This window comes from Pseudodesulfovibrio mercurii (genome assembly GCF_000189295.2).
GTDB lineage: Bacteria > Desulfobacterota > Desulfovibrionia > Desulfovibrionales > Desulfovibrionaceae > Pseudodesulfovibrio > Pseudodesulfovibrio mercurii.
The window spans coordinates 1,493,909-1,507,643 of sequence record NC_016803.1; the positions used below are offsets into that span (position 1 = coordinate 1,493,909).

Sequence of the window (13,735 nt, forward strand, 5' to 3'; positions counted from 1 at the left end):
CATCCGTGCATTTTCTCCTGGGGGGCTTTCATCCTCACGTAGACGGCTACGCTGCGGTGAAAGCCCCCCAGGAGAAAATGTGCGGATGGCCCGCTATCGGAAGCCGCCCCCTATTCCAGCCCGTACCTCTTGATCTTGCGGTACAGCGTGGCGATGCCGATGCCCAGCTTGTTCGCCACACGTTCCTTGGCCGCCTTGGTGCCGGTCTCGTCGCCGAAGGCCTTGAGGGCCTGCTGGATGAGGGTGCGTTCCATGGTTTCGAGGTTGTAGTCGGCGTATTCGGATTCGCGCGCGCCGGAGCGGACCTTGAGGGGCAGGGACTCGCGGGTGATGACGGCCGGGGAATCGACCACGTTGGCCACGTATTCGATGGAGTTCTGCAATTCGCGAACGTTGCCGGGCCAGTGGTATTCGCTGACCGCGGTCCAGAAGGACTCCTTGATGGTCAGGATTTCCTTGTCCAGCCGGTCCATGCTCTGTTCGAGGAAGACCTTGGACAGCAGGTGGATGTCCCGGGGCCGTTCGCGCAGGGGCGGGATGTGGATGGGGATGACGTTGAGACGATAGTAGAGGTCTTCGCGGAAGGTGCCGTTGTGGACCATCTCCTCGAGGTTGCGGTTGGTGGCCGAAACCACGCGCACGTCGATGGCCGTGGGCTGGGTGGAGCCCAGCCGGGTGACCTCCCGCTGTTCCAGGGCGCGCAGGAGCTTGGCCTGGAGGTGCAGGGGCATGTCGCCTATCTCGTCGAGGAACAGGGTGCCGGTGTTGGCCTGCTCGAAGCGGCCCATCTTGCCCTTGGGGTTGGCCCCGGTGAAGGCCCCGCCCACGTAGCCGAAGAGCTCGCTTTCGAGCAGGGTCTCGGGGATGGCCCCGCAGTTGATGGCAACGAACGGGCCCTCCTTGCGGCCGCCCTCCTCGTTCAGGGCGCGGGCCACGAGCTCCTTGCCCGTGCCGGACTCGCCGGTGACCAGGACCGAGGAGTTGGAGTCCGCGAACCGGGCCACCTGTTCCTTGAGGGTGACGATGACGTCCGAGGTGCCGAGGATGGCGTCCAGGCCGAGACGCTCGTGGCTGGAGGCCAGGCGCAGGGCGTCGTCGTGCATGAGCTGGGCGTCGCGGAACATGAACATGCTCGAACTCTCGCCGTGCTGGAGGCGGTACTCGTTCCCGGCCACGTCGTGGGAGCGGCCCAGGAGGCTGACGGTGTATTCGGTGTACTGGAGCAGCCGGTTTTCGCCGCGCTTCAGGCGGACGGTGATGGCGTCCTGGCCCTCCAGGGGGAAGTCGAGGATCTGCTGGGCGGCGCGGTTGGAGCGGACGATGCGCCCGTCCTTGGCCAGCAGGAGCACGCCCTCGTCCACCTTGTCCACCACGGTCTCGAGCAGCTGGCCCAGGGCGCGGCTGCGGGCGAACTCCATGGACTCGACCACCTTGGAGGCGAGGATGTCGGCCATTTGGGCCAAAAAGTCGAAAAAGACCTCGAAGTTGTCCTGGATGTGGGCCTTCTGCTCCTCGGTGAAGCAGACGAAGCCGATGACCCCGACCACCGTGCCCTGGTACAGGATGGGCGTGCTCATCTCGAAGGTCTCGTCGCAGGCCTGCCAGTTGGGGCAGTCGGCGCAGAACTCGGAGAAGCCGGGCTCGCGGATGACCAGAGGCCGCCCGGTCTTGAGCACCTGGCGGTACACGCCGCTGGCCGAGGACATCTGCTTGCCCACCAGAGAGGCGAACCGCCCGGTCCCGGCCACCCGGTAGAGGTTGCCGTCCACGATCTCCACGTCCACGCGCAGCACCCGCGAGATGACCGCCGCGTACTGGGTGGCCGCCCCGCTGATGTCCCACAGGTCCTGGGGCACGTTCTCCACGTTCACTTCCATCGTCCACCAACTCCAATGGGGTCCCGTCACCCCCCGTATCAGAACGATACCGACATTGCGCCGCAACCATTGGCGGAGGATCGCAACAACCCGGCATCGCGTCGTTTTAGCCCGGCGGCAGGGAAAGACGGCCGCCGGTATCAAAATGAAAACACCTGTGACATAAACGTAATCAGCCCGGTGTTCAAGCGTTATTGCGCGGTTCCCATCCGGTGCGACGGGTCGCAAGGATTCACCCAATTGTCAGGCATACAATGACTTTTGACCAAAACACCAAAACGGCAAAAAAGTGCGCGGCGGACGTGAACACTGGCACGGTATCTGCTTCGCATGGGTGTCCTTGCACAAGGGTATCACTTCAACCCACCATACTATGCAAACACAGAAAACAACCCCATTCGTCAGCCTGGCCGCCGCCGTCGAGCGGTTCGCCTACCGGCTGAACTACGTCCTGGAGCGGCTCTGCGCCCTCCTGGTGGCCGCCATGATCGGCGTGGTCTGGTTCGGCATCGTCGAGCGCTACGCCCTGGCCCTGGGAGCCACCTGGACCGAGGAGCTGGCCCGCTACATAATGATCTGGGCCGCGCTCCTGGCCGTGCCCTGCTGCGCCTACCGGCGCGAGCACATCGGCCTGGACCTGGTCTTCTCCCGTCTCCCGCTGAACTGGCAGTTGCCCGCGCGCATGGTCCTCGACCTGCTCGGCCTGTGCTTCTTTCTGTTCCTGGCGTACTACGGCGTGACCATGGCCAAGTCGGGCGCGAACCAGTTCGCGACCATCTTCGGCATGACCATGTTCGTGCCCTTCACCGCCGTGCCCATCACCGCCGGGCTGACGGTCATCCAGATCGGAGCGGTCATGATCCGCGACGCCGCCCGGATCACACCCATGTTCGCCAGGAAGGAGGCCGCCTGATGCTGACCGTCGCCATCGTCTTCTTCGGTTTGATGCTCATCGGCGTGCCCATCGGCTTCGTGCTCGGCATCGCGGGCGTCGTCGGCCTGGTCCAGGTGGGCGGGGACAACTTCCTGGTCATGGCCCCCAAGCGGTTTTTCGAGGGGCTCAACCTGTTCACCTTCATGGCCATGCCCTTCTTCATCCTGGCGGGCGAGATCATGAACCGCGTGGGCATGACCCAGCGCATCGCCAACCTGGCCGACGCCCTGGTGGGCTACATGCGCGGCGGCCTGGCCCACTCGAACATGCTCGCCTCGGTGCTCTTCGCGGGCATGACCGGCGCGGCCGTGTCGGATGCCGCCGCCTTCGGCAACACCCTGGTCCCGGCCATGGTCAAGCAGGGCTACACCCGGCCCTTCGCCTGCGCGGTCACGGCCGCCGGGTCGATCATCGGCCCGACCATCCCGCCGTCCAACCTGATGGTCATCTACGGCTCGCTGGCGGGCGTGTCCATCGCCGGGCTGTTCGCGGCGGGCATCCTGCCCGGCCTGCTCATCTGCCTGGTGTGCATGGCGCTGATCGTGGCGCTGGGACGCAAGCTCGGCCTGCCCAAGAAGGAGGGCAGCCCGTCGCTCCGGGAAATCCTCTCCGCCTTCAAGGGCTCCCTGCTCGCCCTGATCATGCCCGCCATCATCCTGGGCGGCATCCTCGGCGGCATCGTCACCCCCACCGAGGCGGCGGCCATCGCGGTCTTCTACGCCCTGTTCGTAGGCGTGGTCGTCCACCGCAACCTGACCTTCAACGACATCCTGGGGATGCTCATCCGCACGGCCCGGATCACGGGCGTGGTCTTCCTGATCATCGCCTCGGCCTCGATCCTGAGCTGGTGGATGACCTTCATGCAGATTCCCCAGCAGATCGCGGACGCGTTCCTGACCCTGTCCACCACCCCGTGGATGATCAAGGCCATGATCCTGGTCATGCTCCTGATCATCGGCATGTTCATGGACATCAACGCGGCGCTCATCATCCTGACGCCCATGCTCGGCACCCTGACCCAGGCCATCGGCATGAACCCGGTGCACGCGGGCGTAATGATCGTCCTGACCCTGAACATATCGCTCATGACCCCGCCCGTGGGGGCCTGCATCTTCGTGCTCTCCTCGGTCACAGGCGAACGCATAGAGCGCATCAGCGCCTCCCTGTGGCCGTTCATACTCGTGGAGGTGGGCGTGCTCGTCATAACCACCTTCTGGACGGACCTGGCCATGTTTTTCCCCAAACTTCTGCTCGACATGTAGCGGAACAAACCATGAGAGAGGATCGTATGAGAATCGGTAAAAAAGTGATCGTGCTGCTCGCCGTGGCGGCGCTGATGCTGTGCTCGGCCCAGGGCGCCCTGGCCGCCAAGGTCATCAAGATGCATCACCTGAACAAGAACGGCGCCTTCGACAACCCGTCCGGCGCGGCCGCCGTGGTCTTCAAGAACCTGGTGGAGTCCGGGACCAACGGCGACGTCCAGGTCCAGATCTTCCCCAGCGGCCAGCTCGGCAAGGACGCCGAAGTGGTCCAGCAGGTCAAGGACGGCATCATCCAGCTCGGCGTGCACTCCGTGGGCGCGGTGGGCAGCGTCTACCCCATGATCTCCGTGCTCGACGTGCCCTTCGCCTTCCCCAACCACGCCGTGGCCTATGAGGTCTTCGACGGACCCTTCGGCCAGAAGCTGGCGGGCGACATCACCGGCAAGACCGGCATGAAGTGCCTGGGCTTCTCCGACTCCGGCGGGTTCTTCCAGTTCACCAACTCCAAGCGGCCGATCAAGACCCTGGAGGACATGAAGGGGCTGAAGATCCGCACCATGGGCCTGGACACCCACAAGATGCTGGTCTCCGCCCTGGGCGGCCAGCCCGTGTCCATCGCCTGGTCCGAGGTCTACACCTCCCTGCAGACCGGCGTGGCCGACGGCCAGATGAACCCGGTGCCCATCGTCGAGTTCGCCAAGCTGTATGAGGTCCAGAAGTACCTGACCATCTCCAACCACCTGTTCGCGCCCCACGTCTGGCTGATGAACATGGACTTCTACAACTCCCTGACCCCGGCCGAGCGCACCGTCGTCGAGAGCGCCGCCAAGACCGCCATCGTGGTCTCCCGCGGCATCGCCAACGCCATCGAGGCGTCCGACCGCGGCCTGCCCTTCCTGTCCACCAAGATGGAGATCTACACCCTGCCCGAGGCCGAGAAGGAGCGCTTCCGCGCCGCCGCCCAGCCGGTCGTCCTGAAGTACCTCGAAGAGAACTTCGGCGACGAAGGCAAGGCCATGCTGAACGCCTTCCTGGACGCCATCAAAGAGGCCTCCAAGTAACCCGATCCAAGACCATGACGCCGGGCGGCGGGACTTCCCGCCGCCCGGCCATTCAACCTCAGCCTACGACGACATGAACAAGACACCCCGACCCGATCACGTCACAGGGATGCGCTGCACCATCTGCGGCAAGACCTACCTCCCCGGCGAGGTGGACTACGTCTGCCCCGACCACGGCAACGAAGGCATCCTGGACATCCAATACGACTACGACGCCATCGGGCGACAGATTTCCCCCCAGACCCTGGCCCGGGACAAGACGTGCAGCCAGTGGCGCTACCGCCCGCTCCTGCCGGTCCTGCCGGAGACCCCGGCGCCCGCCGCCGCCGTGGGCTGGACCCCGCTCTACGAGAGCCCCCGCCTGGCGAGCGCCCTGCGCCTCGACACCCTGTTCGTCAAGGACGACTCGCGCCAGCCCACCGGCTCCCTCAAGGACCGGGCCAGCGCCCTGGCCGTGATGAAGGCGCGCGAGGCCGGCGCGGACATGATCACCACCGCCTCCACGGGCAACGCGGCCGCCGCCCTGGCGGGCATGTGCGCGGCCAGCGACATGCCGTGCACCATCTTCGTGCCCCGCTCGGCCCCCAGGGCCAAGGTGGCCCAGCTCCTGGCCTACGGGGCGCGGGTCTTCCTGGTGGACGGCAGCTACGACGACGCCTTCGAGCTGTGCCTCAAGGCCGCCGCCGAGTACGGCTGGTACAACCGCAACACCGGCTTCAACCCGTACATGGCCGAGGGCAAGAAGACCGCCGCCTTCGAGATCTGCGAGCAGCTGGACTGGCGCTGCCCGGACGCGGTCTTCGTGGGCGTGGGCGACGGCTGCATCATCTCCGGCCTGCACAAGGGGTTCCTGGACATGTACCGCCTGGGCTGGATCGACCGGTTGCCCCGGCTCATGGGCGTCCAGGCCGAGGGCAGCGACTTCCTGTACCGCTGCTGGAAGGCTGGGGCCGACCCGGTGACCTTCCCGGCCATCCGGGCCCACACCGTGGCCGACAGTATTTCCGCGGGGCTGCCCCGCGACCGCAAGAAGGCCATGGAGAGCGTGACCGACACGGGCGGCGCGTTCCTGCGCGTGTCCGACGAGGCCATCCTCCAGGCCATCCCCGAACTGGCCAGGGCCACCGGCGTGTTCGCCGAGCCCGCCGGGGCCTCGCCCCTGGCAGGGCTGCACGCGGCCGTGGACCAGGGACTGGTCCGCAGCGACGCCGTCTGCGTGCTCCTGGTGACCGGCTCGGGGCTGAAGGACGTGGACGCGACCATCCGCGCCTGCGCCGCCGAGCCCAGGGTCATCGCCCCGACCCTCGACGCCCTGGACAAGGCCATGAACACCGCCACGCGAAACCAAGAATCATAACCGATAAAGGAAGGACAACCATGCTTGACCTGACCATCAACCCGCAGGGCCTGGAAAGCGCCGTGGCCTGCGCGCGCGAGAAGAATATCATCATCCCCACCCTGGAACAGATGTGCCACCCGGAGACGATCCCGGCCGCCATCCGGGAGAAGCTCGGCTCCGTCGGGCTGTGGGACCTCAACCCCCTGAACCTGTTCCGCATCACCTGGAAGAACGAGCCCGCCGTCAGCGGCGGCAAGTACGCGGGCGTGAACCACATCGAGCTGCCCTCCTCCCTGACCGGGGTCCCGGCGCGCATCGTCATGCTCGTCGGCAAGTGGTTCCCCACCGGGGCGCACAAGGTCGGCGCGGCCTTCGGCTGCCTGGCCCCGCGCCTGGTCACCGGCCAGTTCGACCCGCGCAAACAGAAGGCGGTCTGGCCGTCCACCGGCAACTACTGCCGGGGCGGTGCCTACGACTCCAACCTGCTCGGCTGCGAGTCCATCGCCATCCTGCCCGAGGGCATGAGCCAGGAGCGCTTCGACTGGCTGGCCGCCGTGGCGGGCGAGACCATCAAAACCCCCGGCTCCGAGTCCAACGTCAAGGAGATCTTCGACAAGTGCTGGGAGCTGCGCAAGTCCGGCGACGACATCATGATCTTCAACCAGTTCGACGACATGGGCAACTACCTCTGGCACTACACCGTGACCGGCCGGGCCATGGTCGAGCTGATCGAGCAGCTGACCGACGACGCGGACAAGCGGTTCAAGGGCGTGGTCCTGTCCACCGGCTCGGGCGGCACCCTGGCCAGCGGCGACTACCTCAAGCAGCAGTACGCCCACGTCAAGGTGGCCGCCTGCGAGGCCCTGCAGTGCCCCACCCTGCTGAACAACGGGTTCGGCGCGCACCGCATCGAGGGCATCGGCGACAAGCACGTGCCCTGGGTGCACAACGTGCGCAACACCGACATGGTCATCGCCGTGGACGACGAGGTGCCCATGAACCTCATCCGGCTGTTCAACGAGCCCGCGGGCGTCGCGGCCCTCAAGGAGCACGGCGTCCCGGCGGAGATCGCCGACAACCTGCACCTGCTGGGCATCTCCTCGGTGGCCAACATGATCTCGGCCGTCAAGTTCGCCAAGTACTACGAGTTGGGCGAGGACGACGTGGTCCTGAGCGTGGCCACGGACTCCATGGAGATGTACCAGAGCCGCCTGGCCGAACTGACCGCCGAGAAGGGCGCGTACGACGAGCAGGACGCCGCCTACTCGCGCGGCATGCTCGCGGCCACGACCATCGACAACATGGAGGAGCTCGGCTACTACGACCGCAAGCGCATCCACAACCTCAAGTACTACACCTGGATCGAGCAGCAGGGCATGGCCTTTGCCGACATCCAGGCCCAGTGGTACGACGAGCACTACTGGGAAAACATCCAGCGGCTCGCCCCGGAGGTGGACAAGCTGATCGACGCCTTCAACGCCAAGACCGGCCTGCTCGAGGGCTAGGGAGGCGACCATGCCGAACAAGGAAAAGTACTGCAATCTGAGCGTGGCCCTGTGCCAGGAGCTGGTCTCCCTGCCGAGCCTGTCCGGCGAGGAGGGCGACGTGGCCAAGGCCCTGGCCGCGACCATGGAGGCCAACGGCTTCCACAAGGTCACGACCGACCGCTACGGCAACGTCCTGGGGCGCATCAAGGGCAACAAGCCCGGCCCGTGCGTCCTGTTCGACGGGCACATGGACGTGGTTCCGGTGCCCGATCCGTCCGCCTGGACCCAGGCCCCCTTCGGCGGCGACATCGTGGACGGCAAGATCTACGGCCGGGGCACCTCGGACATGAAGGGCGCCCTGTCCGCCATGGTCGGGGCCGCCGCCTGGTTCGCCAAGGAGACCAGGGGCAAGTTCGCGGGCGAGGTCTGCGTGGCGGGCGTGGTCCACGAGGAACTCTTCGAGGGCATCGCCGCGCGCGAAATCTCCCAGGCGGTCAAGCCGGACTTCGTCATCATCGGCGAGGCCTCGGAGCTGAACGTCAAGATCGGCCAGCGCGGCCGGGCCGAGATCGTGGTCGAGACCATGGGCGTGCCCGCCCACTCGGCCAACCCGGACAAGGGCGTCAACGCCGTGCACCTGATGACCGACCTGATCCGCGAGATCGATAAAATCGAGGCCCCGGAACAGCCGGTCCTGGGCAAGGGCATCTGCGTGCTCACGGACATCAAGTCCACGCCCTACCCCGGCTCGTCCGTGGTCCCCAGCGGCTGCCGGGCCACCTACGACCGCCGCCTGCTGGTGGGCGAGACCCCGGAATCCGTCCTGGCCCCCATCAACGAGGCCATCGCGCGCCTGGCCCAGGCCAACCCCGACTTCAAGGCCAAGGCCTACTTCGCCAAGGGGTACGAGACCTGCTACACCGGCGTGCACATCCAGGGCGAGCGCTTCTTCCCGGGCTGGCTGTTCGCCCCCGAGACCCCGTTCGTGGCCGCCGCACTGGCCGGACTCCGCGAGGCCGGGCTCGAACCCGGACTGTCCCACTACTCCTTCTGCACCAACGGCTCCCACTACGCGGGCGAGGCGGGCATCCGCACCATCGGCTACGGCCCGTCGCGTGAAAACCTGGCCCACACCATCGACGAACACGTCGAGGTGGACCAGCTGCACAAGGTCACCACGGGCTACAAGGCGATCATCGAAGCCCTGCTCGCCTGCGAGTAGCCAGGGGGAAATCATGAGCATCCGCATCGAAAACGCCCGCATCATCGACGGCACCGGCTCCCCGGCCATGCCGGGCGGCGTGCGCGTCGAGGACGGGGTCATCACCCACGTGGGCCCGAACCCGCCCGAGGCGGACCAAACCATCGACGCCCAGGGGCGCGTGGTCTGCCCCGGCTTCATCGACACCCACTCCCACTCCGACCTGGTGGTCATGGAAAACCCGTTCATCTGGCCCAAGATCCGCCAGGGCGTGACCACGGAAATCCTCGGCCAGGACGGCATCTCCATGGCCCCCCTGCCCATCCGGCACATCCCGGCCTGGCGCAAGAACCTGAGCGGCCTGGAGGGCGAGTCCGACACCCTGGACTGGACCTGGGAGACCACCGACGGCTACCTCGCGCGCCTGGAAGGAACCGGCGTGGGCGCCAACGTCGGCTACCTGGCCCCCCACGGCAACGTGCGCATGGAGGCCATGGGCCTGGACGGCCGCCCGGCCGGGCTCGGCGACCTGACCGTGCTCAAGGCCGTGCTCCGCCGCGAACTCGAGGCCGGGGCCTTCGGCCTGTCCACCGGGCTCATCTACCCGCCCTGCACCTACGCGGACCAGGCCGAAATGGAGGCCCTCTGCTCGGTGGCCGCCGAGTTCGACCGCCCCCTGGTCATCCACCAGCGCTCCGAGGCGGATACCATCCTCGAATCCATGGCCGAGGTGCTCGACATCGCCCGGCACACCGGGGTGCACGTGCACTTCTCCCACTTCAAGATCTGCGGCAAGTACAACGCCGACAAGCTCGACCGCGTCCTCGGCCTGCTCGACCAGGCCGCCGACGAGGGCCTCAAGGTGACCATCGACCAGTACCCCTACGTGGCGGGCTCGACCATGCTCGGGGCCATCCTACCCCCCTGGGCCCACGCGGGCGGCACGGACAAGCTCCTGGAACGGCTGGCCGACGAGAAATCCCGCACCCGCATGCTCCGCGACATCCGCGACGGCATCCTCGGCTGGGACAACTTCGTGGCCTTCGCGGGCGTGGACGGCATCTTCGTCACCAGCGTGCGCACCCCGGCCAACGAAGACGCCATCGGCAAGACCCTGGTCCAGCTCGGCGAAATGCGCGGCAAGCCGCCCCTCGTGGCCGCCCTCGACCTCCTGCTCCAGGAGGAGAACGCCGTCGGCATGGTCGACTTCTACGGCCTCGAGGAACACGTCAAGACGTTCATGGCCAGACCGGAAATGAACGTCTGCACCGACGGCCTGCTCGGCGGCACGCCCCACCCGCGCACCTACGGGGCCTTCCCCCGCGTGCTCGGCAAATACGTGCGCGAGGAACAGGTCATGCCGCTGGAAACCGCGGTCCGCAAGATGACCGGCAAGCCCGCCGAGACCTTCCACATCGACAAGCGCGGCCTGCTCAAACCCGGCTACCACGCCGACATCGTCCTGTTCGACCCGGACACCGTGCGCGACAAGGGCACCTACACCGAACCGCGCCAACACCCCACCGGCATCGACCTGGTCATGATCAACGGCACCGTAGTCCACGGACCCGACACCCCGGCCACCTCCACTCCCTCCGGCCGCGTGCTCAGGTTGGGCAGATAAGAATGCCTCCGGCGGCCGGGGGAAGGGGGAGAAAAACCCTTTGAAAAGGGTTGTTTCTCCCCCTTCCCCAGGACCCCCATCCCCCTCTTTTCCCAAACTTTTTTGTGCGCTTCGCGGGTGCGAAGGGCGCGCTTTGCCGTGCGTTTTTGCCGGACAAATTCAGGGCTGAAAACTCGGCCTTGGATATGGCACGAATAACAGTACATGGCCTCCGCGAAGCGGCGCCAAAAAGTTTTGGAGAGTCCGGAGAACCTTTTCCAAAAGGTTCTCTGGCGGGGTCCGGGGCAGCGCCCCGGCCGTCGGAGACGCCCGCCCGGCGAGGGCCCTACGCCACGCAGTCGGCGGTGACCCCGGCCTCGGTGCGGGAGAGTCGGCAGAAGCGGGAGCGATCCTCGTCGCTGCCGATGAAGGCCACGAGGTCGCCGGATTCAAGGACGTAGGCGGCGTCGGGGTTAGTCTTGAGCAGGCCGTTGCGGACCACGCCGACCACGGACGCGCCGGTGGCCTTGCGGATGTTGCTTTCGCCGATGGATTTCCCGGCCAGGGGGCTGGTGGGCGGGACCTTGATCCATTGCAGGTCGAACTGTTGTTCCGCGCCCCGGAACTGGACGAGTTCGCGGTATTCGTCGGAGGAGTCGGCCAGCACGGAGTAGAATTCCTGGCGGATGCGGTCGGTGTGCCGCTGGATTTCCACGGGCGACTTGTGCAGGCGCAGCAGGGACTGGCGGGACATTTCCAGGCTGGCCTCGAGTTCCGGGAGCACGGCCTCGTCGGCCCCGAGTTCCTTCATGTCGTGGAGGTGCTCGCGGGTGGTGGACCGGGCGATGATGTCGAGGTTCGGATTGTCGCGCTTGGCGTTCTGGATGATGGCCCGGGTGGTCACCAGGTCGGGCACGGTGACGATGAGCTGGGCCGCGTCGCGCAGTCCGGCGGCCTCGAGGACGATCTCCTGGCTGGCGTCGCCGTAGACGGCGGGGATGCCCGCCTTCTTGGCCTGTTCGAAACGGCGGTGGTCCAGTTCCACGACCACGTGGGTCATGTCGAAGCGCTTGAGGATCTGGGCTATCTCCAGGCCCACGCGGCCCGCGCCGAGGATGATGACATGGCCGCTCAGGCCGTTTCGGGGCATGTTCGAGGATTCGAGCTGTTCATGGCGGAACCAGCGCTTGCGCAGGTTGTAGAGCCGGGCGGTCTGGCCCGAGACGATGGGGGTCAGGACCATGGAGATGATGGTCACGGTCAGGATCAGGGCGTAGAGGTCCTGGTCGATGGACCCGGTGGACAGGCCGAGGCGGGCCAGGACGAAGGAAAACTCGCCGATCTGGAACAGCCCGAGTCCCACGGCCAGAGGGACCACGTTGCGGTAGCCGAAGAGCCGGGAGAGCACGGCGAAGATGATCCCCTTGCCCACGCAGAGGACGGCCAGGAGCCAGCAGACCTCGCGGAAGTGGTGGACCAGGAACATGGGGTCGAAGAGCATGCCCACGGAGGAGAAGAAGAGCAGCCCGAAGATGTCGCGCAGGGGGATGATGTCGGACAGGGCCTGGTGGCCGAAGTCCGATTCGGACAGGACCATGCCCGCCACGAAGGCCCCGAAGGCGAAGGACAGCCCGGCCAGGTAGGTCAGGTAGCCCACGCCCAGGCCGATGGCGGCGATGGCCAGGAGGAAGAGCTCGCGCGAGCCGAGGCGGGCGATGCGGGCCATGAGCCAGGGCAGCAGCCGGGTGCCGAGGAGGATCATGGAGGCCAGGAACACGGCGGCCTTGACCAGGGCGAAGCCGAGCTTGGGCAGGCCGACCACCGGGTCGTTCAGTTCGGGCAGGACGATCATCATGGGCACCACGGCCAGGTCCTGGACGATGAGCATGCCGATCATGACCTTGGAGGACAGGGTGCCGAGCCAGCCCTGGTTCATCAGGGTCTTGAGGAGGACCATGGTGCTCGAAAAGGAGGCCAGGGCCCCGAGCCACAGGGAGGACTTCCAGTCCAGGCCCATGATCTGGCCCACGGCGTACCCCAGGGCCATGGTCAGGAGCATCTGGATCGGGGTGCCGATGAGGGCCACGAACTTGACCGGCTTGAGGTCCTTGAAGGAGAACTCCAGTCCCAGGGCGAAGAGCAGGAGCGCGATGCCGATCTCGGCCAGCAGCTCGATCTCGTGGGTCCCGGACACGGTCAGCCCGCCGGTGTACGGCCCGAGGAGCACCCCGGCCAGTATGTAGCCGAGGATGATCGGCTGCTTCAAGCGCTGGGCCGCCAGGCCGCAGAAGAAGGCGAAGACGATGATCAGGATGATGTCCGTGGCCAGGCCCATGTCAGGTCCACCTTGCGTGTTGTCGGGGTTGCGCGCGGGCCGTCCGACCGGCCCCGGCGCGCGGAGTCTTTACCATAATGGGGATCATGCCGGTAATCCAGACGAAAAGAAGGCCTGCGCGCAAAGCGTGCAAGCCTCCATTTTCATTGTTCTTCATCCCGGAAACAGCCGAGGCCCGAGACCCGGTCCTCGGACGGACGGGTCACGGTCCCGGTGCGCTGCTTCCGGGGGACGGCCCGAAGGCCCCCCGGTCTAGCACTTGGACGGCGCCAGGGCGGGCTCGGCGTCCGGGTCGTAGATCACGTCGCCGTCGTCGGTCACCTGCGGGTTGAGCTCCTCCATGAAGTCCTGGGTCATGCCCGGGACCTTGAGCATGTCCTCGGCGGACTTGAAGGGACCGTTGGCCTTGCGGTAGTCCACGATGGCCTTGGCCAGCTCCTCGGGGATGTCGATGTCCTCGATGGCCATGAGTTCCTGGACCGAGGCCTTGTTGAAGCTGACGACGCCGTCCTGGGCAAAGGCGGCGGCCGCGAAGAACAGGCAGGCGGCGGCCAGGGTGATGGAGAGGATGATCTTCTGCATGTCGTTGTCCTTGTATGCGTTTTGGGAGCGGGCGAGGCGGTCCGGAGGTTGGGC

10 protein-coding genes are annotated in these 13,735 nt (G+C 66.4%); 7 read left to right on the forward strand and 3 right to left on the reverse strand.

The features are described 5' to 3' along the window. Window positions 1-110: 110 nt before the first annotated feature. Window positions 111-1,877 (reverse strand): sigma 54-interacting transcriptional regulator, encoded by a 1,767-nt coding sequence (locus DND132_RS06830; protein WP_014321983.1) that lies wholly within the window; start codon window positions 1,875-1,877, stop codon window positions 111-113. A 373-nt stretch (window positions 1,878-2,250) separates the two neighbouring features. Here DND132_RS06830 and DND132_RS06835 point away from each other — a divergent pair, with 373 nt between their 5' ends. The 7 genes from DND132_RS06835 to DND132_RS06865 all read left to right on the forward strand — a co-directional run bounded on the left by DND132_RS06835 (window position 2,251) and on the right by DND132_RS06865 (window position 10,785). Next, window positions 2,251-2,790 (forward strand): TRAP transporter small permease, encoded by a 540-nt coding sequence (locus DND132_RS06835; RefSeq protein ID WP_014321984.1) that lies wholly within the window; start codon window positions 2,251-2,253, stop codon window positions 2,788-2,790. Further along, on the forward strand, window positions 2,790-4,073 hold the full coding sequence (locus DND132_RS06840; protein ID WP_014321985.1) for a TRAP transporter large permease: 1,284 nt from the start codon (window positions 2,790-2,792) through the stop codon (window positions 4,071-4,073). Before DND132_RS06835 ends, DND132_RS06840 begins: the two co-directional genes overlap by 1 nt. Before the next feature lie 26 nt (window positions 4,074-4,099). Beyond that, window positions 4,100-5,134, forward strand: a complete 1,035-nt coding sequence (locus DND132_RS06845) for a TRAP transporter substrate-binding protein (protein WP_014321986.1) — start codon at window positions 4,100-4,102, stop codon at window positions 5,132-5,134. A gap of 73 nt (window positions 5,135-5,207) precedes the next feature. Beyond that, window positions 5,208-6,491: a threonine synthase gene (thrC, locus tag DND132_RS06850; protein WP_014321987.1), complete on the forward strand. Its 1,284-nt coding sequence runs from the start codon at window positions 5,208-5,210 to the stop codon at window positions 6,489-6,491. Window positions 6,492-6,511: 20 nt separating this feature from the next. Beyond that, the gene (locus DND132_RS06855; protein WP_014321988.1) at window positions 6,512-7,978 is read left to right on the forward strand and encodes a pyridoxal-phosphate dependent enzyme; all 1,467 of its coding nucleotides are present in this window, start codon (window positions 6,512-6,514) and stop codon (window positions 7,976-7,978) included. A gap of 10 nt (window positions 7,979-7,988) precedes the next feature. Next, complete coding sequence (locus DND132_RS06860; protein WP_014321989.1) at window positions 7,989-9,182, forward strand: YgeY family selenium metabolism-linked hydrolase; 1,194 nt, start codon at window positions 7,989-7,991, stop codon at window positions 9,180-9,182. A gap of 13 nt (window positions 9,183-9,195) precedes the next feature. Next, entirely contained in the window at window positions 9,196-10,785 is a 1,590-nt protein-coding gene (locus tag DND132_RS06865) for an N-acyl-D-amino-acid deacylase family protein (protein WP_014321990.1), read from the forward strand. A 325-nt stretch (window positions 10,786-11,110) separates the two neighbouring features. On the opposite strand, the gene DND132_RS06870 is transcribed toward DND132_RS06865, so the two are convergent. Then, a complete protein-coding gene (locus DND132_RS06870; protein WP_014321991.1) occupies window positions 11,111-13,099 on the reverse strand; it encodes a monovalent cation:proton antiporter family protein in 1,989 nt (662 codons plus the stop codon). A 252-nt stretch (window positions 13,100-13,351) separates the two neighbouring features. Beyond that, window positions 13,352-13,681: a ComEA family DNA-binding protein gene (locus tag DND132_RS06875; RefSeq protein ID WP_041915970.1), complete on the reverse strand. Its 330-nt coding sequence runs from the start codon at window positions 13,679-13,681 to the stop codon at window positions 13,352-13,354. Between the last annotated feature and the right edge of the window lie 54 nt (window positions 13,682-13,735).